The organism is Agrobacterium cavarae (assembly GCF_004310285.1).
Taxonomy (GTDB): Bacteria; Pseudomonadota; Alphaproteobacteria; order Rhizobiales; family Rhizobiaceae; genus Agrobacterium; species Agrobacterium cavarae.
Genome location: NZ_SISF01000034.1, coordinates 77,890 through 100,406, shown reverse-complemented (window position 1 = coordinate 100,406; position 22,517 = coordinate 77,890). Strand labels below are relative to the sequence as shown.

The 22,517-nt window shown below is 59.0% G+C and carries 23 protein-coding genes; 8 read left to right on the top strand and 15 right to left on the bottom strand.

Going from position 1 to position 22,517, the window contains the following annotated elements; genetic code table 11:
* Nucleotides 1–22: 22 nt before the first annotated feature.
* The gene (locus EYC79_RS21290; protein WP_245495336.1) at nt 23–583 is read left to right on the top strand and encodes a DUF4269 domain-containing protein; all 561 of its coding nucleotides are present in this window, start codon (nt 23–25) and stop codon (nt 581–583) included.
* Nucleotides 584–631: 48 nt separating this feature from the next.
* On the opposite strand, the gene EYC79_RS21285 is transcribed toward EYC79_RS21290, so the two are convergent.
* The 6 genes from EYC79_RS21285 to EYC79_RS21260 all read right to left on the bottom strand — a co-directional run bounded on the left by EYC79_RS21285 (nt 632) and on the right by EYC79_RS21260 (nt 7,841).
* Nucleotides 632–1,741: an endonuclease/exonuclease/phosphatase family protein gene (locus tag EYC79_RS21285; protein WP_130979447.1), complete on the bottom strand. Its 1,110-nt coding sequence runs from the start codon at nt 1,739–1,741 to the stop codon at nt 632–634.
* Between the two features lie 61 nt (nt 1,742–1,802).
* Nucleotides 1,803–2,831: an ABC transporter ATP-binding protein gene (locus tag EYC79_RS21280; protein ID WP_130979446.1), complete on the bottom strand. Its 1,029-nt coding sequence runs from the start codon at nt 2,829–2,831 to the stop codon at nt 1,803–1,805.
* The gene (locus EYC79_RS21275; RefSeq protein WP_130979445.1) at nt 2,819–4,513 is read right to left on the bottom strand and encodes an ABC transporter permease; all 1,695 of its coding nucleotides are present in this window, start codon (nt 4,511–4,513) and stop codon (nt 2,819–2,821) included. The genes EYC79_RS21280 and EYC79_RS21275 overlap by 13 nt, the downstream gene beginning before the upstream one ends.
* A gap of 9 nt (nt 4,514–4,522) precedes the next feature.
* Nucleotides 4,523–5,509: an ABC transporter substrate-binding protein gene (locus tag EYC79_RS21270; RefSeq protein WP_130979444.1), complete on the bottom strand. Its 987-nt coding sequence runs from the start codon at nt 5,507–5,509 to the stop codon at nt 4,523–4,525.
* An 89-nt stretch (nt 5,510–5,598) separates the two neighbouring features.
* Nucleotides 5,599–6,432 (bottom strand): PhzF family phenazine biosynthesis protein, encoded by an 834-nt coding sequence (locus EYC79_RS21265; protein ID WP_130979443.1) that lies wholly within the window; start codon nt 6,430–6,432, stop codon nt 5,599–5,601.
* 164 nt (nt 6,433–6,596) lie between these two features.
* Nucleotides 6,597–7,841 (bottom strand): aminotransferase-like domain-containing protein, encoded by a 1,245-nt coding sequence (locus EYC79_RS21260; protein ID WP_062440695.1) that lies wholly within the window; start codon nt 7,839–7,841, stop codon nt 6,597–6,599.
* Between the two features lie 240 nt (nt 7,842–8,081).
* Here EYC79_RS21260 and EYC79_RS21255 point away from each other — a divergent pair, with 240 nt between their 5' ends.
* Nucleotides 8,082–8,534 carry an RbsD/FucU family protein gene (locus EYC79_RS21255; protein WP_130979442.1) on the top strand — a complete coding sequence of 151 codons (453 nt, stop codon included), beginning with the start codon at nt 8,082–8,084 and terminating at the stop codon, nt 8,532–8,534.
* Nucleotides 8,535–8,582: 48 nt separating this feature from the next.
* On the opposite strand, the gene EYC79_RS21250 is transcribed toward EYC79_RS21255, so the two are convergent.
* The 4 genes from EYC79_RS21250 to EYC79_RS21235 form a co-directional block, all read right to left on the bottom strand.
* Complete coding sequence (locus tag EYC79_RS21250; RefSeq protein WP_112954276.1) at nt 8,583–8,780, bottom strand: type II toxin-antitoxin system Phd/YefM family antitoxin; 198 nt, start codon at nt 8,778–8,780, stop codon at nt 8,583–8,585.
* Between the two features lie 134 nt (nt 8,781–8,914).
* Complete coding sequence (gene ilvC / locus EYC79_RS21245; protein ID WP_062440673.1) at nt 8,915–9,934, bottom strand: ketol-acid reductoisomerase; 1,020 nt, start codon at nt 9,932–9,934, stop codon at nt 8,915–8,917.
* Between the two features lie 44 nt (nt 9,935–9,978).
* Entirely contained in the window at nt 9,979–10,632 is a 654-nt protein-coding gene (locus tag EYC79_RS21240) for a TetR/AcrR family transcriptional regulator (RefSeq protein WP_062441132.1), read from the bottom strand.
* Nucleotides 10,633–10,787: 155 nt separating this feature from the next.
* Entirely contained in the window at nt 10,788–11,216 is a 429-nt protein-coding gene (locus EYC79_RS21235; RefSeq protein WP_130979441.1) for a winged helix-turn-helix transcriptional regulator, read from the bottom strand.
* Between the two features lie 110 nt (nt 11,217–11,326).
* On the opposite strand from EYC79_RS21235, the gene EYC79_RS21230 reads away from it, so the two are divergent.
* Nucleotides 11,327–12,214, top strand: a complete 888-nt coding sequence (locus EYC79_RS21230) for an SDR family oxidoreductase (RefSeq protein ID WP_130979440.1) — start codon at nt 11,327–11,329, stop codon at nt 12,212–12,214.
* A gap of 51 nt (nt 12,215–12,265) precedes the next feature.
* Here EYC79_RS21230 and EYC79_RS21225 read toward each other — a convergent pair whose 3' ends face one another.
* Nucleotides 12,266–13,180 carry an AraC family transcriptional regulator gene (locus EYC79_RS21225; RefSeq protein ID WP_113175813.1) on the bottom strand — a complete coding sequence of 305 codons (915 nt, stop codon included), beginning with the start codon at nt 13,178–13,180 and terminating at the stop codon, nt 12,266–12,268.
* A 185-nt stretch (nt 13,181–13,365) separates the two neighbouring features.
* Here EYC79_RS21225 and EYC79_RS21220 point away from each other — a divergent pair, with 185 nt between their 5' ends.
* Nucleotides 13,366–14,412 (top strand): NAD(P)-dependent alcohol dehydrogenase, encoded by a 1,047-nt coding sequence (locus EYC79_RS21220; protein ID WP_111846987.1) that lies wholly within the window; start codon nt 13,366–13,368, stop codon nt 14,410–14,412.
* A 63-nt stretch (nt 14,413–14,475) separates the two neighbouring features.
* Here the strand turns inward: EYC79_RS21220 and EYC79_RS21215 are convergent, their stop codons facing one another.
* Complete coding sequence (locus tag EYC79_RS21215; RefSeq protein ID WP_130979439.1) at nt 14,476–15,762, bottom strand: NAD(P)/FAD-dependent oxidoreductase; 1,287 nt, start codon at nt 15,760–15,762, stop codon at nt 14,476–14,478.
* Between the two features lie 82 nt (nt 15,763–15,844).
* The gene (locus EYC79_RS21210; protein ID WP_130979438.1) at nt 15,845–16,600 is read right to left on the bottom strand and encodes a pyridoxine 5'-phosphate synthase; all 756 of its coding nucleotides are present in this window, start codon (nt 16,598–16,600) and stop codon (nt 15,845–15,847) included.
* A 246-nt stretch (nt 16,601–16,846) separates the two neighbouring features.
* Here EYC79_RS21210 and EYC79_RS21205 point away from each other — a divergent pair, with 246 nt between their 5' ends.
* On the top strand, nt 16,847–17,611 hold the full coding sequence (locus tag EYC79_RS21205; RefSeq protein WP_245495335.1) for a MerR family transcriptional regulator: 765 nt from the start codon (nt 16,847–16,849) through the stop codon (nt 17,609–17,611).
* A 25-nt stretch (nt 17,612–17,636) separates the two neighbouring features.
* On the opposite strand, the gene EYC79_RS21200 is transcribed toward EYC79_RS21205, so the two are convergent.
* Nucleotides 17,637–18,764, bottom strand: a complete 1,128-nt coding sequence (locus EYC79_RS21200; protein ID WP_062426576.1) for an ATP-dependent DNA helicase — start codon at nt 18,762–18,764, stop codon at nt 17,637–17,639.
* Nucleotides 18,765–18,903: 139 nt separating this feature from the next.
* Between EYC79_RS21200 and EYC79_RS21195 the strand changes: the two genes are divergently transcribed.
* Nucleotides 18,904–20,184 (top strand): SDR family oxidoreductase, encoded by a 1,281-nt coding sequence (locus EYC79_RS21195; protein WP_130979437.1) that lies wholly within the window; start codon nt 18,904–18,906, stop codon nt 20,182–20,184.
* Between the two features lie 5 nt (nt 20,185–20,189).
* On the top strand, nt 20,190–20,675 hold the full coding sequence (locus EYC79_RS21190; protein WP_130979436.1) for a DUF2269 family protein: 486 nt from the start codon (nt 20,190–20,192) through the stop codon (nt 20,673–20,675).
* 28 nt (nt 20,676–20,703) lie between these two features.
* Here EYC79_RS21190 and EYC79_RS21185 read toward each other — a convergent pair whose 3' ends face one another.
* Nucleotides 20,704–21,297: a LysE family translocator gene (locus EYC79_RS21185; RefSeq protein ID WP_130979435.1), complete on the bottom strand. Its 594-nt coding sequence runs from the start codon at nt 21,295–21,297 to the stop codon at nt 20,704–20,706.
* 142 nt (nt 21,298–21,439) lie between these two features.
* On the opposite strand from EYC79_RS21185, the gene EYC79_RS21180 reads away from it, so the two are divergent.
* Nucleotides 21,440–22,285 carry an aldo/keto reductase gene (locus EYC79_RS21180; RefSeq protein ID WP_130979434.1) on the top strand — a complete coding sequence of 282 codons (846 nt, stop codon included), beginning with the start codon at nt 21,440–21,442 and terminating at the stop codon, nt 22,283–22,285.
* Nucleotides 22,286–22,517: the final 232 nt, after the last annotated feature.

The following is a 22,517-nucleotide window of genomic DNA, read 5'->3' as shown; positions in this document are numbered from 1 at the left end:
AGCCGTTATGTTCGATGCGGGGATGATGCAGATCACGCGACCTCATTTCGAAATCGCCGTCCAGCAACTTGGCGTCCTGAAAGCCCTGAGAGCCTATGACCCCAGGGTCGCCGGGACGCCGCCTCTTGGCGTCGAGACAGAGAAGAGCGATATCGACATTCTCTGCCATGCGCCGGACCCCAACGCGTTTTTGACGGATGTTCAGAACGCATACGGCACGATGAGCGACGTGCGGATATGGCAGTGGATATCCAAGGACCGACCAATCATCGTAACCTTTCATGCGCATGGCTGGGACTTCGAGATCTTCGCAAGCCCTCAGCCGGTTGCGCTCCAAAATGGCTGGCGTCACTTCGAGATCGAAAGGCGGCTTCTTGCCATCGGCGGTCAGGGTTTCAAAGATGCGATCAAGCTTTTTCGGCAACAGGGTATGAAGACTGAGCCGGCTTTCTGGTCGGCCATGAAACAATCCGGCGATCCCTATACAGGGCTGTTGTCTCTTGAAACTGCAACGGACGATGCGCTTCGCGAGAAACTGGCTCGCTTAGGCTTCGGCCCAGGCAATTGTGTTTCAGACGACTAGACCTTTACCGATCGCTGAATATCCAAAGGCGAACGCCTGCGGATCGCCTCACCCCAAATCCAGCGTCATCACCACCGGGCAATGGTCCGATGCCTTCGGCCGATCCCAGCCGGTGCGTGGATAGCGCTCCACCTCCTGCCCTGGTGGGAAGACGGTGCGGTAAGGCTGCCCGCCGCGAATGATTTCCGGCACGCGTGCCGCATTGCGCTCGGCAAGGCCTTGCGACAGCAGGATGTAGTCCAGCTGGCAAAGATGCTGCTCCTGCGGGCCTCTGGAGTGATACAGCGTCCAGCGATCCATCACATCGCGGCGCTGCATGGGGTTGATGGCAAAGCCATCCATGGTCAGGAGATCGAGCGCGCTGCGCTCTTCCGTCACCGGCGTAAAGCTGTAGCCTGTCCGGCGGTTGCCGGCGATGACGACCCGCTCCTGATAATCGTTCATGTCGCCGCAGATGGCGAAATCTCTGTGGCGCACCTGATCCAGACCAAAACGGTTCTCGATGATGCGACGGATGGCGCGCACTTCCGCCTCGCGGATGGGCATGGTGCCAAGCCGCGCATCGGTGGACTCGCGGGCATTGCTCATGGATTTCAGGTGGGTGACGAAGAGAGAGAAAGGCTTGCCGCCGATCTTAAGCTCAAGCTCCAGGCAGTCGCGCTTGAAGATCTTGTCATCAATGGCATTGGTCAGCGCCAGTTCGTCGTTGAACAGGTCGAGATTGCGATAGGTGAGTGCTGCATGGCTGCGAACATCGACAAGCTCGATCTTCTCGCCATCCAGCGTCTCGTCACGCATGACCACCGCTACATCGATGCCACGGCTGTCATTGCCTTCCACGAGATATTTGTGGCGATAGCCATTGCCGACCATGCGGTAGAGATAGCCATATTCGAAGGCCTGCAAGGCCGCCATGTTATCGACTTCCTGCAGGCAAAGAATGTCCGCGTCGGCATCGGCAATGGCGAGTGCCGAAAGCTGGCGCGTGTCATCGGTAGAAGCCAGCATGCGCGCACTTTCCAGCGCATTATAGGTCGCCTCGTCGCGCACATCGAAGAGCTGCATGGCGCGATCCCGACGGGTCTGGTTGCGAAACCCGGTGAAATCGAACCGGGTCATCAGGTTCTCGATATTGAAGGTGGCAAGCCGCAGCGACATGAATCATTCCCGAATGAATGCCCAACTTAGTCGCTTCTGACTGGAAGCCAAGTGACCCAGATTATAATCGCCAGGCCGAGCGGATGGCGACGGGATAGATCGCCCCGAGTGCCGCGGGCTCCCGGGAATAGGCACGCAGTGCCTGCCCATCCGGTAACGTGAGGCGCAGCGCGTAACGCTCGCCCTCATACAGAATGCTGCTCACCCGGCAGGCGATACCCTCGGCGTCTTGGAGCACATCCTGCGGGCGGACTAGAATGTCACTTGGCGGAGATATTCCCTCTTCAGCCTGCATAACTGTTTTCAGCATCTCCCAATCCAGCGCCCGCGGCGCAGCTTCCGGGAGCTTAAGCGAGACAATGGCGCCCTGCCCGACCAGCGAGCCGACGAGACGTCCCTCAGGTCGTGCATAGAGCTCCGCCGGTGGCGCCATCTGCAACAGCCTGCCTTCCGACATCACTGCGACATCTGTCGCAAGCGCCATGGCTTCGGCCTGATCATGCGTCACATAGACCATCGTCGCGCCGGAGGTGGCGTGGAACTCACGAAACGTTTCTTCCATCTCCTGGCGCAGATGCCGGTCGAGATTGGCAAGCGGCTCGTCCAGAAGCACCACATCCGGCTCCGTGACGAGGCAGCGCGCAAGCGCGACGCGCTGACGCTGCCCGCCCGAAAGCTCCGATGGGCGACGCTCGGCGTAAGCGTCGAGCCGCACGGTTGCCAGCGCGTCCATCACCTTGCGGCGGTAACGCTCACCGGAAATGCCACGCACCTTCAGCGGATAGCCGGTATTTTCCGCCACCGTCATATGCGGCCATAATGCGTAGGACTGGAAGACCATCGCCATGTTGCGGCGCTCCGGCGGCACCATGCTGCCGGCATCCGCCAGCACCCGCTCACCCAGAAGGATCGCCCCGTCGCTCGGCTGCTCGAAGCCTGCAATCATCCGCAGCACCGTCGTTTTGCCGCAGCCGGAAGGACCAAGCAGCGCCAGAAAGCCGCCTTCGCGGATCGTCATCGACACATCATTGACCGCAGGCTTGCCACCACCAAAGCTTTTCGACAGGCGGTTGAGGATCAGTTTCGCCAAGGCACAACTCCCTTCGGCAGCTTGCGGCCGAGCACTTCGAGCAGCAGCATCAGTACAATCACCATCGCCACCACCAGCACGGAGAGTGCCGAGGCGAGATCGAAACTGCCGCTATCGTCGAGATTATAGATCACCACACCAAGGGTCTGCGTTCCCGCCGACCAGAGCAGCGCGGAGACGGTCAATTCGTTGCAGGCAATCAGAAAGACCAGAATGACGGAGGCGCCAGCGGCGGGGCCGACGAGCGGCAGGATGATATCCTTCATCCGTCTCCAGAAACCGGCCCCCGAAAGCCTCGCCGCCTCCTCCAGCACCGGGTCGAACTGGGTGAAAGCGCTGACCATCGGCTTCAGGCTCACGGCGAAGAAGGAGGAGAAATAGGCCAGCAGAATGATCCACAGCGTGCCGTAGAGCGTGATGCCGACAAGTGGGATCGGGGCCGCGAACAGCAGCACGTAGGACACGGAAATGACCACGCCCGGCAGCGCATAGGGAATATCCACAAGCGCCGACAGCAGGAACATGAACCGGCTTTGGCCACGCACAAGGAAATAGGCCGTCAGCACAGTCACCAGCAGGAGACACAGGGAGGTGACTGTCGCCAGAAACAGCGAATTGATGAAGGCCGTGCGGGTCACGGCCTGCCGCAACAGGATTTCCTCGTAAGCATGGATCGTCGCGGTCTTCAGCGTCAACGGCACACCATAGGCCGGAGCGAGCGAACTTGCGACCAGCGCCGTCAGAGGCGCGACAAGGATGATGAGCATGGAGAGCCACAGAAGCGTCTCGACGATCAGACGCCATGTCCCAAGCTGGAAGGTGGCCGCCTTGCCGGAAAGCCCGATGATGCGATAATCGCGCCCCTTCATAGCCCGTTCCTGGATCGCGAGGCCCAGAACCGAGATGATCGCGATCATACCGGACAGCATGGCGATATCGCCAAAGGTGCTGCTGCCGAAACTGGAGAAGCGGCTGTAGATCAGCGTTGGCAGGGTGAAGATCGAGGCCGGTATGCCGAGAATGGCGGATATGCCGAAGTTGCCTACCCCCGAGACAAAGGCGATCGCGGCACCGGCAATCAGCCCCGGCATGGAGAGCGGCAGGATGATATCCTTGAGCACCCGCCAGGAGGAAGCGCCCGAGAGCTTCGCCGCCTCGATCCCATCCTGCGGCAGCGCCAGCAATCCGGACCGCAACGAGAGATAGACGAGCGGCGCGTGCTGGACGCCAAGCAGCAGCGAAATGCCGAAGATCGAATAGAGCGGCTGGGCAGAGCCGAGCGGCGGCGCCAGACCGATTGCCTTCAACAGCGTGCTGGAAGGCCCGGTCATGCCGATCCAGGAGAGCGCCGTCACCTGCGGCGGGATCATCATCGGCAGCATGAAGAGGAAGCTCAGCAGAGACTTGCCGCGAATATTGCAAAGCGTCAGCGCCAGCGCAAAACCGCCACCAATCGCAAGCGAGATCAGCATGCCAAAGAATGAGGTGGAGAGCGTGTTGACCACGGCCTGCCACAAAGCCGGATCGCTCAGCAACGGCCACATGTCACCTTTGAGTGACGAGATGATGCCGGTATAGGCCAGTCGCCCCAGCGGCAAGGCGCTGAGCATAAAGACGACTGTGACGACAAAAGGAAACAGCCAGCGTGGCTGGCTGCTTCCATGAGTTGAAAAGGCTGGCATAGAGAAGGATCAGCCCTTGGAGCCGCCGAAGATATCGGAGAAGGTCTTGAGGTCCTTTTCGGAATTCTTCAGCGCTTCTGCCGGGTTCAGCGGCAGCACCTTGATCTGGTCGCGAGCGGGGAAGCCGGCTGGCAGGGCAACATCGTTGCGCGCAGGAATATAGCCGAGCTTGACGAAGCCTTCCTGTCCCTTGGTCGACAGCACATAATCCACGAACGTCTTGGCCGCATCCGCATGCTTGGTGTGGGCAAGGATGCCGACCGGCTCGGTCACGGCAGACACGCCTTCGCTCGGAAAGACGAACTCGATCGGCGCGCCCTTGGCCTTTTCACGGATCGGCATGTAGTCGACGACGACGCCATAAGCCTTCTCGCCGGAAGCGACGGATTTCAGAACCGCGCCGTTGCCACCAGCAGCAATCGCGCCATTGTCCTTCAGCGCCTTGTAGTAATCCCAGCCAAGGCCGGGCACGGCCGCCAGCGTCTGTGCATGGATCAGGGCAGCACCAGAGGTCAGCGGGCTCGGCATGGTCACGAGGCCCTTGGCTTCCGGCTTCTCAAGATCCTTCCAGCTCGTCGGCTTCATAGCGGCTTGCGTGTTATACATGATGCCGGTGGTGATGAGCTTGGTGGAGTAATAATAGCCATCCGCATCGAACAGCGTGGCGTCATAATGCACGGCTTCAGGCGACTTGTAGGCCATCAGCTGTCCGGCCTGCTTCATGCGCTCGAGCGTCACGGTATCGGCGATCAGCAGAACGTCGGCAACCGGATTGCCCGCCTCGATCTCGGCCATAAGCTTCGCCATGATCTTTGGCGTTCCGTCGCGCACCCACTCGACATCGATACCGGGATTGGCGGCCTTGAAGCCATCGACGGTCGCTTGTGCATCCTCATTCGGCTGGCTGGTATAGAGCACCAGATCGGCAGCATTGGCGCTGCCCATGAGAAGACCGAGCGACACGATGGCAGTGAAGGCTGAAAGAAGCGTTTTCATGAGTGCGGTCCCTGTTTGAAGCTGGGACCGCTAAAACACACCTGCATAACGTGTATGTGACAGACAGGATTTGACTGTCACATTCGCGGTTAAAGCGTAACCTTTCCTTCGATCAAAGTCGTCACCTGCCCGCCGACCCAGATGTCGTCGCCGATCTTGTCGACGCTGACGCGCCCTGCCCGACCAAGAGCAGTCCCTTGGCTGGCGATATAGCGAGCAGGCGCCACACCGGCGCCGATCAGCCACTGCGCAAGGCCGGCATTGAGGCTACCGGTCACCGGATCTTCGCCACCTTCAAAGAAGGCTCGCACTTCGAAGTCCGCATCGATCCCGTCTTCCGCTTTGCAGCGCGCGACGACACCGACTTTGAAGCCACCGATTGCAGAGAAATTCGGCTTGATGGCAAGCACATCGGCGCGACTCCTGAGAAGCAGCGACACCCAACCCGGACCATTATCCGTCCAGCTTGCATCCAGGATCACCTCAGGCGTGAGCCCCAGTGCCGCTGCGACCTGCGAAATAGATGTTGGATCGACCGCGCCGAACTTCCGCAACGGCGGAGCCGCAAAAGCAAGCCTTTCGCCGGTGATCCTAATCTTGATCAGACCTGCCTCGCATTGCTGCACGATCTCGTCTTTGCCGGTCTGCCCGGAATGCGAGCGATAGACACGGCAGGTGCCGAGTGTGGGATGACCGGCAAAGGGCAACTCGCCCACCGGCGTAAAAATCCGCACACGGTAGTCCGCACCCTCAACCGTCGGCTTCATCAGAAAGGTCGTCTCGCTGAGATTGGTCCAGTTGGCAAAAGCCGCCATCTCCCCATCCGACCAGTCATCGGCATCGCAGACCACGGCAAGCGGATTGCCCTTCAGGGGCTTGGCGGAAAAGACATCGACCTGATGGAAGGGGTAGGTTCTGGCCATGGCGCATATCCTTCAAATGGAAAGCGGACGTGTTGCATGATGCGTGGCACCAACGCAAAGATCCTTTAGATGATGGAGCGAAGGCTCGCTTCGAACACTGGCCGCTCTCAAAGTCGGCCAGCATCAGTCTGTCATGTGAGAAGGGACAGCGCCCTTCCCTGACCTCACACGATCGGCATCGTCGCTCTGGTCGTGGTCTCGGCATTGGCGATCAGGCGGCCGAGGCGCTTGATCCCCTCATCGATCATCTGCTCATTGGCGCAGGAGAAGCTGATGCGCAGCGTGTTGCTGCCCGAACCATCGGCAAAGAAGGCCTTGCCTGGAACGAAGGCCACGCGCTCACTGGAGAGCGATTGCGCCAGAAGCTCCGCACCATCGAGACCTTCCGGCAGCGTCACCCAGACGAACATGCCGCCTTCCGGCTTCGTCCAGCGTGCCGTCTTCGGCATGTATTTGTCGAGCGCCGTCAGCATGGCATCGCGGCGTGCGCTATAGGCAGCCTTGATCTTGGCGACCTGACCGTCGAAACCGCGGGACGCGACATGCTCGATCGCCATCTGGTTGATGGTGGAGGAATGCAGATCGGCAGCCTGCTTCATCAGAACCAGCTTGCGGATGACAGGCATGGCAGCGACGACGAAGCCGACGCGAAGGCCAGGCGCCAAGGTCTTGGAGAAGCTGCCGGAATAGATGGTACGGGTCTTTTCGATACCGCCATTGCGCTCGATGTCCAGCGCCATGATCGGCGTGACAGGCTGACCGTCGAAACGCAGGTTCTGATAGGCACCATCTTCGATGACGGCGATATCGAGCTCATCGGCGAGTTCCAGCAGTTTCTTGCGACCTGCCAGATCGACCGTCTCACCCGTCGGGTTGGAGAAATCGGCAGATAGATAGGCGAACTTGACCGAACCACCCGCCTTGGTCGCGTTGTCGCGATAGGTCTCAGGCGTGCGATTGCCGCCCGGGTTGAGCTGGTCGTAGTTCGGCTCATAGGCGTTGAAGGCAGACAGCGCGCCGAGATAGGTCGGCCATGTGACAAGTGCCGTATCGTTCGGCGACAGGAACAGCTTGCCGAGATAATCCAGCGCCTGCTGCGAACCGGACGTGATGAAGACGTTATCGACCGAGCATTCAATGCCGATCTTCGCCATGTCCTTGACGATCCATTCGCGCAGCGGCTTGTAGCCTTCGCTCACCGAATACTGCAGCGCTGAATTGACCTGGGGGCCGGAGAAGATGTCCGCATAGGCTTCCTTGAATTCCGCATCGGGAAACAGCGCCGGATCGGGAATACCGCCCGCAAAGGAAATGATGTCCGGTTGGTCCAGAAGCTTGAGAAGCTCCCGGATTTCGGACGCTTTCATCCGCGACGAGCGGGTGGCGAAGATTTGTTCCCAATCGAGCATGGGTCTGTTTCCTCATATTTCGTTTTATGACGCAAACATGTACAAAAACATCGATAGGTCAGCAATACTGACTTATCAGTTTTCGGTACGGTTTTCGAGATTTTTTGCGTCCTCTCCCAAGTTGCGGACTTCCCATACAATCTCTTCAACGACTTCACAATCTGCTCGGCAATGGATTGACGGGCGGCAAATTTAAGGATGGATTGCGCACCGATTGATTTGCTGTCCGGAGGAGACGAAATGCTCAAGAATATCCACCCTGCGCTGAACGCCGATGTGCTGCACGCGCTGCGCGCCATGGGCCACGCCGACACGCTCGTCGTGACCGACACCAACTTCCCATCCGACAGCATTGCCCAGCACACCGCCGTCGGCCAGGTGCTGCGTATGGAAAACCTCACCTCCGCCCACGCTATCAAGGCAATCCTCTCGGTCTTCCCTCTCGACACACCGCTGCAGCCCTCCGTTGGCCGTATGGAAGTCATGGGCGCACCGGATCAGATCGAGCCGGTCCAACGCGAAGTCCAGGCTGAGATCGACGCTGCCGAAGGCAAATCGGCACCAATGTACGGCATTGAGCGCTTTGCTTTCTACGAAAAGGCCAAGGAGGCCTATTGCGTCATCACCACGGGTGAGCTTCGCTTCTACGGCTGCTTCATTCTGACCAAGGGCGTGATTTATCCAGCGGCATGATTTGACCGCGAGCGCAGCGTGAACTGAAAATTCCGGCTTAGCGAACCATTAGGCCTGGGGCAGTTCTCGCTCAATCAGATCACCGTTCTCAAGTTGCGCGATCGACTCGCGCAGCCTTTTTCGATTGGCTTCACTGGACAACAGGTGGGATGTGTCGTCCAGATTGACGCCAACAGGCGTCCCCCCTTCCAGCTTTCGCGTGCCATCCTGATCAGGCACAGAGAATGATGCGTCGTGTTCATGCATGATATCGCCCTTCCCAATTCCCGCACATGGAACCAGCTTTCTCTGATATCAGCAAGAAAAAGGGCGCGGAAGTTTCCCTCCGCGCCCTCGCATTTTCCGTGTGCTTGGCCTGACAGCGCAGGCTCCAGACCGTCTTAGTTGACAGCCTTGTCGACCAGCTTGTTCTTGCCGATCCAGGGCATCATGCCGCGCAGCTTCGCGCCGACTTCTTCGATCTGGTGAACGTCGTTCATGCGGCGGATACCCTTGAAGCGGGCAGCACCCGAACGGTATTCCTGCATCCAGTCGGAGGTGAACTTGCCGGTCTGGATGTCGTGCAGAACGCGCTTCATTTCAGCCTTGGTTTCGGCAGTGATGATGCGCGGACCGGTGACGTATTCGCCCCACTCGGCCGTGTTGGAGATCGAGTAGTTCATGTTGGCGATACCGCCTTCATAGATCAGGTCGACGATCAGCTTCACTTCGTGCAAGCACTCGAAGTAGGCCATTTCAGGCGCGTAGCCGCCTTCAACCAGCGTTTCGAAACCGGCGCGGATCAGCTCGACGAGACCGCCACACAGAACGACCTGTTCGCCGAAGAGGTCGGTTTCGCACTCTTCCTTGAAGTTGGTTTCGATGATGCCGGAGCGGCCGCCGCCAACGCCACAGGCGTAGGAGAGTGCAACTTCAAGAGCGTTGCCGGACGCGTTCTGGTGAACGGCAACGAGGCAAGGAACGCCGCCGCCCTTCTGGTATTCGCCGCGAACCGTATGGCCTGGGCCCTTCGGTGCGATCATGACGACGTCTACCGAAGCCTTAGGCTCGATGAGGCCGAAGTGAACGTTGAGGCCGTGGGCAAACGCAATCGCAGCGCCATCGCGGATGTTGCCGGCAATCTCGGCCTTGTAGATGTCGGCCTGCAGTTCGTCAGGCGTTGCCATCATCAACAGGTCGGCCCACTTGGCAGCTTCGGCAACGGTCATGACCTTGAAGCCGTCGGCTTCTGCCTTCTTGATGGTCGGCGAACCGGCCTTCAAAGCGATGACGACGTTATTGGAGCCGCTGTCCTTCAGGTTCAGCGCATGCGCGCGGCCCTGCGAACCGTAACCGACGATGGCGACATTCTTCGCCTTGATGAGATTGAGATCGGCATCACGATCGTAATAAACGCGCATTTCTTGGTCCTTCCCTATTCAAAACCAGATGATTGAACCGGAGCTCAGGCGGTTTTCCCGCCCTTTTCCGAATGTACCTTTTCCGTCCCGTAAAGCGTCAGGAAGGCGGCAACCGCCTTCCGTGCCCGGGCAGAAAAATCCTTGGTCTGCGCCTCACCGAGCAGCATGCGCACATGCAGGTCGGAAACGATCAGGCCGTAAAAACTGCGATAGGCATCTTCCAGATCGTCAAAGCGCAGGTAGCCGCAACGGCGACCGGCTTCGATCAGACCACGGGCACGCTTGTCAATCTGACGGCGGCCACGCTCCAGCAGAAGATTGCCGAGCTTCGAGCCATCGCGGCTCGCCTGCCCGATGGCCAGACGGTTGAGCGCCAGCGACACGTCGCCAGCCAGAACGTCGAGCAGATCATGGGCAAAGACTTCGAGGTGATCGACAAGCTGCGGCGCGGTGACGCGATCGCCCGCCTTTTCAAAGGTGCGGACCTTGCTCTGCTGGAAGCTGATCATCGCCGCCAGAAGACCATCGCGGTCGCCAAACCACTTGTAGAGGCTTTCCTTGGAGCAATTGGCAGCGCGTGCCAGACCGGAGGTCGTCAGCGCTTTTTCTCCACCCTCGACCAGAAGACGCAATGCCTGCTCCAGAACGGCGTTCTGTCGCGGCGAAAATTCCTGCGCTGTGATCGGATCGGTCCCCACCTTGTCCACTCCACTCTCGATTATGTACCGTACGGTACGGTTCGAGCGACATTTAAGCGGAGCGCTTCTCAGGGTCAAGAGGATTTTTGAATCCATGGTGCGAATTGACGCGCCGCAATATAAGGTCCGCTGAAATCTATAGATGGAACAAAGGGTTACGCAGTTGCGTCGAACGTCATGCGCGCCTGCTTCACCGCATCATGATGATCAAGCGCCCAATTGATGACCTGTGACAAAGGCAGATAAAGCGACCGCCCGAGCGGCGTCATGCTATATTCCACGCTGGGCGGCTTGGTCGGAAACACCTCGCGGTGAATATATCCATCCCGCTGCAGGTCACGCAGCGTCTGGGTCAGCATACGTTGCGAGATGTCCGGCACCATGCGGCGCAACTCACCGAAGCGATAGGGGCGCTCGGCCAGCGCCTGCAACAGCAGCGTCGACCATTTACCGCCGATATGATTGAGCAGATCGCGCACGGGGCAATTGTCGAAATCGAGATTGGCGAAATCTGGGAGAGGCGCTGAGACCTGCGCGGAAGCACTCGCTGCTGTCGGCTTCAACCGTGAAACTGTCGCGCCCATGGCGGTGGTTCCCTTCTGGTAACGTAGGGTGTCAGAAATGCCTCCTTTACAGCACCGGGTCAATTCTTATTTTAGAGCTACTCTCTTTTTGAGACCAACAAAGGACAGATATTATGAGCAAGATTCTCGTGACCGGCGCCTCTGGTCATCTCGGCCAGGCTATCATCCGTCATCTCCTGGAAACCTATGAGGTTCCGGCTGCCAACATCGTTGCGGCCAGCCGCGATACGAGCAAGCTCGCCGGTCTCGCAGCAAAGGGTGTGGAGACACGCGCTGCCGATTTCGACGATGCATCCTCGCTTGAGAAAGCATTCCAGGGGATCGACACGCTGCTCATCATTTCCACCGACGCTCTGGCCGTTCCAGGCCAGCGCCTGACGCAGCACAAGGCAGCCGTTGCCGCCGCGACCAAGGCAGGCGTCAAGCATCTTGCCTACACGTCGATGCCGAACCCGGACAAATCGCTCGTCACCTTTGCCCCTGACCATCTGGGAACGGAAGAGGCTGTCAAGGCAAGCGGCCTTCCCTACACGATCATCCGAAACGCCTGGTATCTCGACAATTACCTTCACGGCATGCCGCATAATCTGGCAGGTGGTCAGTGGTTCACCGCATCGGGCAACGGCAAGGTCTCCAATATCTCGCGGGATGACTGCGCTCGCGCAGCCGCAGCTGCTCTCGCCAAGGGCAAGGCGGAAAACAAGACCTACACGCTGACAGGACCGGAACTGCTCGATGCGGACCAGATTGCCGCACTCGTCTCCGAGGCAACCGGCAAGCCGCTGACAGCGGTCAAGGTTTCGCCTGACGATCTGAAGAAGGGCATCGAAGGTGCCGGCCTTCCCGGTTTTGTCGCTGCAATGCTGGCCTCCGCGGATGCCAATATCGCAGCCGGCAACTTCGAGATCCTGACCAATGACTACGAAACGCTGACGAGCAAGAAGCCGCAGACCTCCGCGGAGTTCTTCAAGGCCCACAAAGCCGCTCTGATCGGCTAACCCTTTTAGCCACTCATACTCCGGCGCAGAGCCGGGGTATGGGAAGCCGGGTCACTCTGCAGCAGTGCTCATGCTCTCACGCGACGCTTCCACATCGCGCGCTGGCGACAGTCCATAGACGCGGGCATATTCCCGGCTGAACTGCGACGGGCTCTGGTAACCCACCCGGTGACTGGCAGTGCCCGCATCCAGCCGTTCCAACAGCATCAGGCGGCGCGCCTCGTGGAGGCGCAACTGCTTCTGATACTGCACAGGCGTCATCGCCGTCACCGCCTTGAAATGCTGGTGAAAGGACGAGACGCTCATGCCGACCCGTTCTGCCACGTCCTCGATACGGATCGGGCGGGCGTAATTCTCACGAAGCCACGCGATCGCACGGGCAATCCGGTTGCCATGGCTGTCTGCCGCCAGAATGCTCATCAACTGTCCACCTGCGGGGCCTGTCAGAATGCGGTAGAGAATCTCCTGCTCTATCAAAGGCGCCATGGCAGGAATATCGGCTGGACGATCGAGCAAGCGCAAAAGCCGCGTCGTCGCATCCAGAAGCTCGGGCGTTGCGGCATTCACCACGATGCCACGCTGGCTGAGAACGGCCGTTGGCGGGCGGGCGATCTGCGCCCGGCTCATCACGTCGAGAAGCTTCTCACTGTTGATCGCAATCGAAATGCAAAAATGCGGCACTTCCTGGCTTGCCTCTACCACACGCCACGCCACCGGCAGATCGAAGGAGGTCAGCAGGTAATCCCCTGCCCCGTAATTGATGGTGTCGGTGCCGAGTTGCAGGCTCTTGGCGCCCTGAATGACCATGGCAAAACAGGGATGATAGCTGCCGTGGCAAGGCGCGCTCGGGCTTGAGCGTTTGCTGAGCCGCAAGGCATCGATGTCGGTCGTCACTTCCCCCTCGGCCTTGGCGTAGCGGGCGGCAATCGAGACGATTTCCTGGTAAGGGCTGAAAGGCAGCGTCATGGGCGAAGACCTTGGGGCAAACGGCAGTTCCGTTGAGACATATCTAAAATGCCTTCCCCTCTTCGCAAAGAGGGCGCACCGCAATTTTGTAGAATTATGCAAGAAGCTCGGAGGATCGCTCTAACGCTCTTTCGTGTTCCGGGCGCATGATCGACCATCCCATTCCACAGTTGAAGGAACTTCAGATGGCCACTGCAAGAGGTTATGCTGCAACAGACGCATCCAAGCCGCTCACGCCGTTCACCTTCGAACGCCGCGAGCCGAACGAGGACGATGTCGTCATCGACATCAAATATGCAGGCATCTGCCATTCGGACATCCATACCGTTCGCAACGAATGGAAGAATGCGGTCTATCCGATCGTCCCAGGCCACGAGATTGCTGGTGTCGTGACGGCCGTCGGCTCCAAGGTGACCCGCTTCAAGGTTGGCGATCATGTCGGCGTCGGCTGCTTCGTCGATAGCTGCGTTGGCTGCGCCAGCCGCGACGTCGATAACGAGCAATACATGCCGGGCCTCGTCCAGACCTACAACTCGGTCGAACGCGATGGCAAGACGGCGACCCAGGGCGGTTACTCCGACCACATCGTAGTCAAGGAAGGCTATGTCCTGTCCATTCCGGACAACCTGCCGCTCGACGCGTCTGCGCCGCTTCTCTGCGCCGGTATCACACTTTATTCGCCGCTCAAGCACTGGAATGCCGGTCCCGGCAAGAAGGTCGCGATCGTCGGCATGGGTGGTCTTGGCCACATGGGCGTGAAGATCGGTGCTGCCATGGGCGCGGATGTCACTGTGCTGTCTCAGTCGCTTTCCAAGAAGGAAGACGGCATGAAGCTCGGTGCGAAGGACTACTACGCAACGAGCGATGCCTCGACCTTCGAAAAGCTTGCCGGCACCTTCGATCTCATCATCTGCACCGTATCGGCAGAAATCGACTGGAACGCCTATCTCGGCCTGCTCAAGGTCAATGGCTCCATGGTGGTGGTCGGCGCGCCTGAAAACGCGATCCCCGTCCACGCCTTCTCGTTGATCCCAGGCCGCAAGAGCCTGTCCGGCTCGATGATCGGTTCGATCAAGGAAACCCAGGAAATGCTGGATTTCTGCGGTGAACACAACATCGTCTCCGAGATCGAGAAGATCGACATCAAGGACGTCAACGAAGCCTATGAGCGCGTGCTGAAGAGCGACGTGCGCTACCGCTTCGTCATCGACATGGCGACACTCGACGCCTGATCCAAGCGTCACAACACGTAGACAAAGCCGAGGCGGGACCTGATCAGGACCCGCCTCTTTTCGTTAGAGAGTCTTTCCCACAGGCTGCGCCTCATCCTTCAGCGTGTCACGCTGGGTAATCAAACGCGCACTGTGCTGGCCGCTGAGGTAGATCCACAACCAACTCCAGGCGACGGCGAGCCTCGAGCGTGTGCCGATGAGGAAGTAGATATGGGCAAGGCCCCATATCCACCAGGCGATGACGCCCTTCAGCTTGATCTTGCCGAAATCGATGACCGCAGCTCGCTTGCCGATGGTGGCAAGGTTCCCCTTATGCACATATTTGAATGGCGCGGGCTCCGCCTTCCCCGTCAGTCGCGCCTTGATGACCTTTGCGACATGGTCTCCCTGTTGCTTGGCCGCAGGCGCGATGCCAGGCACCGCCTTGCCGTCTGCCTGCTGAACGGATGCCGTATCGCCGATGACGAAGATGTTCGGGTCCTCTGGAATGTGGAGATGAGGACCGACCTCGGTGCGCCCGGCGCGGTCCGCCTTGACACCGAGCCACTGGGCGGCGGGAGAGGCCTGTACGCCAGCACCCCAGATGATGGTCCGTGCCGGAATGAAATGATCGCCGACCTTGACGCCCTCCTCGGTGCAATCAGAAACGGGCGTTCCGAGCATCACTTCCACGCCGAGTTTTTCCAGCGCGCGTTTGCTGTACTCTGATAGCTCTTCGGTGAAGGCGGGCAGCACGCGCTTGCCTGCCTCGACGAGGATGATGCGCGTCTTGCGCGTATCGATATTGCGAAACTCCGGCGGCAAAACCTTCTTGGCTAAATCGGCGATCATGCCCGCCATTTCGACGCCAGTGGGACCCGCGCCGATGACGACGAAGGTAAGATAGGCCTGCTTGACCTCCTCCGTCTTCTCCAGCTCGGCACGCTCGAAGGCAAGAAGCAGACGCCTGCGGATGGTTGTCGCATCCTCCAAGGTCTTCAGACCAGGGGCATGTTTTTCCCAGGCGTCATTGCCGAAATAGGCGTGGCGCGCACCGGTCGCGAGCACCAGCGTATCGAAGGAGACCGTCTCGCCATGGGTGAGATGAACGGTGCGGTTCGTCCGGTCAATGCCCGATACCTCGGCAAGCAAGGTCGAAACTTCGGGCCTGTCGCGAAACAGATGGCGGATGGGCCATGCGATCTCCGATGTCGAGAGTGCCGTCGTTGCGACCTGATAAAGAAGCGGCTGAAAAAGATGATGGTTGCGGCGATCGATCAGGGTGATCCGTGTCGGCACACCCTTCAGACCGTGGACAGTTTGTAGCCCGCCGAAGCCTCCTCCAACGACGACGACATGATGTTCCTGCATAAGACTTGCCCTCATTACAATCAGAAAATCAAACCGCGCAGGTTGTACGCGGTTTCATTGTAGGGGCAAAAATTGACGTGAGTTATGAAATAGCCTGACCGCAGGCCCGGCAAAAACGCCGAACCGTTTCGGCCATGCCGTATTCGAGAGCATCCGCAGTCAGGCCGTGGCCGATCGATACCTCAGCGAGATGAGGAATGCGCTTCACCAGCGCCGGAAGATTGTCCACGGTAAGATCGTGTCCGGCATTGACGTCAAGTCCGAATTCCTTCGCAAAATCAGCCGTCTGTCCGAGTTTTTCAATCCAACGTTCAGCCGCTTCCGGGTTGTCGTAACAGCCGCCATAGGGACCGGTGTAAAGCTCGATCCGCGCAGCGCCCGTGGCCGCTGCCAGTTCCATGACGGAACGGTCTGCATCGCCATCGGCGAAGAGCGAAACCCGCATGCCGCCTGCTTTCAGACGCGAGGTGACACGCTTTAGAAAATCACCATGCTTGCGAAAATCCCAACCATGATCGGAGGTCGCCTGCGATGGATCGTCGGGTACCAGCGTCACCTGCTCCGGCTCATTTTCTTCGCAGAGCAGAAGGAAATCCTCGGTGGGATAGCCTTCCATATTGAACTCGGCTTGCGGAAACTCGTCATCGATCAACGCCCGAAGCAGTGGCAGGTCCAGGAAGCGGATGTGGCGCTGGTCCGGTCGTGGATGAACCGTCAGTCCGCTGGCCCCCGCCTGCAGCGCGATACGGCCGAATGACGCCACATCCGGCCAGGGCAAGTCGCGCCGGTTACGCAGCATGGCAATCGCGTTCAAATTAACGGACAGTTTGGTCGGCATTTCATTCCCCGGCGTTCATGGTGAAGGGCGCTGCATGACGACCCGATCGGACGTCATCTCTCCCCTTATCGCATCATTTTGCAAGCCACCAAAAAAAATCGAGATTTTTGTGGAACCATCTTCGCGCGCGCGCATTTTCGCCCCTAAGGATCGGGGACCGACATGACGCAATCATTTTCATTAGAAGACTCTCATATCGATTTGAGTTTAGACGCCGCTTTCGCTACTGATATGGGCGCAGCCGCCATGCCGGAGCTGGATGTCCGGGATATGACCATGCCGGGCCAGGATGGCCGCGATACGGTCGTTCTCACCACCGGGTCATGGAGCAGAAAATCCATGAAAAAGGTAACCGAGACGACCGCAGCGCCGGGATCGAAGATCTCAAAGGGCTTTCTACCGGACGTCAAGGTTCCATCTTCCCTCCCGCCCGAGCCCGTCGTCATCGCAGACATGGCAAATCTGTTCGGGGTCACGCACAGAACTCTGCATTTTTATGAAGAGAAGAAGATCCTCTCCTCCCGCCGCATGGGGCTGATGCGCATCTATTCGCACCAGGACGTTCGCCGTATGGCGGTCATCAACCTGCTGCGCGATATCGGCGTCGCGGTTGCGGTCATTCAGGAGATCATGGGCAAGCTTGATCATGCCCCCTCCCAGGAAGCAGCAGACGACATTTTCCAGACTGCGCTTGAAACCCGCAAGCGCGAATTGACGCTGGAGATCTCCACCGTTCATCGCCAGATCGACCAGATCAGCAACCTGATGGACGTGTCTGACGAGACCTATCCCGAGCCTGTCTACGACACGGTTTCCAATCTGACGGAGAAGGAAAAGTACTGCCTCGAATTGATGGCGGAAGGCTATTCATCGACCCGCCTCAGCCGCACCCTCGGCATGTCGGCAGATGAACTGAGCGGACTGGAAGAAGGCCTTCTTGGAAAGTTCGGCGTCAATAACCGCTTTCAGGTGGTCGCAAAAGCGCTGACGATGGGCATCATCGAGCACTGAAACGCACTGATAAGCCCCACGAAACCTACCGGACGATGGTCAGTGTCTCCGCCGCACGGGTCACTGCGGTGTAAAGCCAGCGTTCGCGCGTGTCGCGAAACGCGTAGCTCTCATCGAAGAGCACGACATTGTTCCACTGCGAACCCTGCGCCTTGTGCACCGTCAGCGCATAGCCGTAGTCGAACTCGTCATAGCGCTTGCGCGTTGACCACGGAATTTCCGTATCCGTCTCCTCGAAGGCCGCTTTGAGCAGTTTGATCTTCGCCGCACCGCGATCCATATCGTCGTCTTCCGGCCTGATCATCAGATTGATGCCCGGCTTGACGGTCTCCCGAGACGAACTCATCACCTGCCAGAGAGACCCATTCAGCAGACCCTTGGCCGGGTCGTTGCGCAGGCATACTAACTTGTCGCCGGATTGCGGGTATTCCGCCGAAAAGCCCTTCAACTCGCGAAGCCGCTGATTGTAGCGCTTGCGCGTCCGGTTTGTCCCGACCAGAACCTGATCCGCGTCCAGCACCAGAGACTGGGTGACCTCCGACTTGGAAATCACCTGCGCGGTCCCGTAGTCGCCGCGCATGATCTCGCGTCCCTCTCGCACATCCATGGCAAGCTGGATAATCGGGTTGTCCTTCGCCTGACGATGGATTTCCGACAGCAGATAATCCGGCTCCTGCTCGGTGAAATAACCACCGCCTGAAACCGGCGGCAACTGCCCGGGATCGCCCAGCACCAGAACAGGCGTGCCGAAGCTCATCAGGTCCTTGCCGAGCTGTTCATCCACCATCGAGCATTCATCGATGATGATGAGCGCGGCCTTGGCAAGCGGGCTTTGGCGATTGATGGTGAACATCGGCGCAATCGATGTCTTGCCGGTTTCCTCGTCCTCGACGGCTTCTTCACCACGCGGCCGGTAGATCAGCGAGTGGATGGTGCGGGCATTGGAAGCGCCACGCGAACGCAGAACCTGCGCGGCCTTGCCGGTGAACGCGGCAAACAGTACCTCGCCATCGACATGCTCGGCAAAGTGCTTGGCGAGCGTGGTCTTGCCCGTGCCGGCATAGCCGAAGAGACGGAACACCGGCGAACGGCCTTCCTTCAACCAGCGCGAAACAGCCTTGAGGGCTTCATCCTGTTGCGGAGAAAATTGCATCCATCCTCTTCGCAGGATTCGAGCCGCAAGCGCAACAGAAAAAGAACGAAAGAAGAATGTTCCGCCCGGAAGCGACGGGAAGACGCAACTGGCGGACGCTGGCAATGGCATCCCACGTCACATTTGATTAGATAGATGCATGAAGATATTGATTCTTGGTGCAAGCGGCTTCATCGGCTCGGACATTCTTCGCAGGTTGCACAATGACGGCCATGTCGTCACCGGTCTGGCGCGCAATACCGTCACGGCCCGCCGGAAATTCCCTCTCGCCAACTGGATCGATGGTGATCTTGCGCGGATGAAGGGTGCCGACAGTTGGACAGAACTGGTGGCCGACCATGAGGTCATCGTCAATTGCGCGGGTGCACTTCAAGATGGTCTGGCAGACAATCTCTCTGCCACGCAGCTGGACGCGATGCTGGCGCTCTATGAAGCCTGCATTCTGGCACGCGGCAGGCTCATCGTTCAAATTTCGGCGCAAACCTCCGGCACCGCTGCAAACCTGCCGTTCCTGGCGACCAAACGCGGCGCCGACGAAGCCCTTGCCGCGAGTGGTTTGCCGCACGTCATCTTCCGCCCTGCCCTCGTCATCGGTCGCAACGCCCATGGCGGCACAGCACTCATCCGGGCACTCGCCGGTCTGCCCCGCGTCGTTCCTCTCGCGCATGCGGAGAGCCCCGTTCGCGTGGTTTCGGTCAACGATGTCGCCTCGGCCGTATCTCGCGCCGTCAGCGGACACATTGCGCCGGGAAGCGACCTGCATCTGGCAGCCGATGAGACCGTAACACTGAGAGACCTCGTTGCGCTCCATCGCCAGTGGCTCGGCCTTCCACCTGCAAAGTTTCTCTCCCTCTCACCCGCCATAGCTAGGCCTGTCAGCATGTTGGCGGATCTCGCAGGTTATCTCGGCTGGCGCTCGCCGCTTCGATCCACGGCCATGGCAGTGATGTCCGAAGGCGTGTCGACCCAGGCGCAGACGAACACGCTCTCCGTCGCAACGGCCGCCGAAACGCTGGCCCGCCATCCATCCGCCGTGCAGGACCTCTGGTTCGCTCGCCTCTATCTGCTGAAACCGATCGTCATTCTTTGCCTGTCGCTCTTCTGGCTGCTGTCCGGCCTCGTTCCGCTGGCAAATCTCGAGGGTGCTGCAAGCCACTTCCTAACCCTCCTGCCACCCTCTGCAGCCACCGCCCTCACACTTGCCACCTGTGTACTCGACATCGGCCTGGGCGTTGCCGTCCTCATCAAGCGCTTTTCCAGAAGAGCCATGCAGGGAATGCTGTTGCTGACGGCATTCTATCTTCTTGGTGCAACGGTCCTTGAGCCGTCGCTCTGGCTCGATCCGCTCGGGCCACTTGTGAAGGTGCTGCCATCGATGGTTCTCACTCTTACGGCGCTGGCGACGCTGGAAGAACGGTAAGCCGCATGACGCTGGAAGACATGCTCCGCCTCGCTCATGTCATCGGCGCCACGGTGCTGCTCGGAACCGGGGCGGGCATCGCCTTCTTCATGGTCATGGCGCGTCGGAGCGAGAACCCGACTCTGATTGCCCATGTTGCAGAAACGGTGGTGATTGCCGATACGATCTTCACGGCAACGGCTGCCATCCTTCAACCGATCACCGGCTATCTTCTGGCACGCCTGATAGGCTGGCCGCTGACGCAAGGGTGGATCTGGCTCTCGCTCCTACTCTACGTCTTCGTCGGCCTTTTCTGGCTTCCGGTTGTCTGGATTCAGATCAGGCTGCGCGATATTGCCACGGCCTCGGCAGATGCCGGTTCGGCTCTACCGCCTCAGTGGTTCAAACTGTACAGAATCTGGTTTGCCTGCGGCTTCCCGGCCTTCTTCGCTGTCATCGCGATCGTTTGGCTGATGCTGACGAAGCCCGATCTTCCTTTCGGAATTGGATAAAGCGAGAGGCTTAGCCGGCCCTTGAGCTTCACTTCAACATCGGCCAGAGGCTGAGCACCAACAGCACCGCCATGGTGATGTTGAACCATTTCAGCCGCGCCGGAACGGAGAGCCATTCGCGCAGCACAGAGCCGAACCCTGCCCATGTCGAAACGCTCGGAAGGTTCACTGCCGCAAAGGCAAGACCGACAAGCAGGACCGTCAGCATATACTGGCTCTCATCCGTGTAGGTCGCCATGGCAGCGACTGCCATCACCCACGCTTTTGGGTTGACCCACTGAAACGCAGCCGCACCGAAAAATGTCATGGGTTTTGCACCGACCTTTCCGTCACCGAGGCTGCGAGACGTTCCAATCTTCCAGGCAATCCAGACGAGATAGGCGCCGCCGGCAAATTTCAAGGCGATGTAGAGCACCGGGATCGAGTGCAGCAGCGCGCCTAGTCCAAGACCCACCCCGATCAGCAACGACAGGAAACCCACGCCAATACCAAGCATGTGCGGGATAGTCCGGCGAAAGCCGAAATTCACGCCGGACGCAAACAGCATCATATTGTTCGGCCCTGGCGTGATCGATGTGGTGAACGCAAACACCAAAAGCGCGATGAAAGTCTCGATCGTCATGAATATCCCCTTGAAGCGCTATCCTATTCACCGGCCAGGGCGAAAACCAGTAATCGGCACGAATGGCATGTCGCACAAGTTTTGATGGATCGAGAGGGATTGCTTCTGGTTTATTGTCAGAGAAACACAGGAGGAGGCCTTCATGTATGACGATATCCCAACGCTGACCCTACCCTCGGGGAGAGACATTCCCGCTCTCGGCATCGGCACCTGGAACATGGGCGAGAGCAACGCCGAAGAGGCACAGGAGGTGGCAAGCATCCGCAAAGCGGTCGAGCTCGGCATGACGGTTGTCGATACGGCGGAAATGTATGCCGACGGGCGATCGGAAGAGATCGTTGGGAAGGCAATTGCGGATCTGCGCGACGAGGTGTTCCTCGTCAGCAAGGTCTATCCCTTCAACGCCAGCGCGACGGGAACGATCGAGGCTTGCGAACGCAGCCTGAAACGTCTCGGTGTCGATCACCTGGATCTCTACCTTCTCCACTGGCGTGGCTCCCATCCACTGGAGGAAACGGTCGCGGCATTTGAAAAGCTTAAGCAGTCCGGCAAGATCCGGGACTGGGGCGTGTCGAATTTCGACACGGACGACATGGAGGAGTTGTTCGAGGTCGAGAACGGTCGCAACTGCGCGGTCAACCAAGTCCTTTACAACCTGTCCAGGCGCGGCGTGGAATATGACCTCCTGCCCTGGTGCCAGGAGAAGGGCGTGCCACTCATGGCCTATTCCCCCATCGAACAGGGGCGCATTCTCAACAATCATGAACTGATCCGCATCGCCAAGGCCTACCAGGCGACGCCGGCACAGGTGGCACTCGCCTTCCTTTTGGAACGTGACGGCGTGCTTGCCATCCCCAAAAGCGCCAAGCCGGAACGGGTCGAGGAAAATCGCGGCGCGACCGATCTCGATATCAGCGATGAGGACTGGGCATCGCTCGATGCTGCTTTTCCGCCGCCGACCAGAAAGACGTCACTGGCGATGTTGTGATTCCATTTCATTGGTTTAGCGCCGTTTTCGGATTCATTTTCTGAGGCTCACAACATAAGGCAAAACAAAAAAGCCGGACGTTCTCGACGCCCGGCTTCATCATTTCAACTTGTCGTTTCGGTGTTCTTAGAACTCTTCCCAGTCCTGCTTGACGGCTGCATTGCCGCTGAAGGCGGTTGCAAGCTTGCGACCAAGCGCTCGGGCGGGCGACGCTGACGGACGTTCGGCAGGT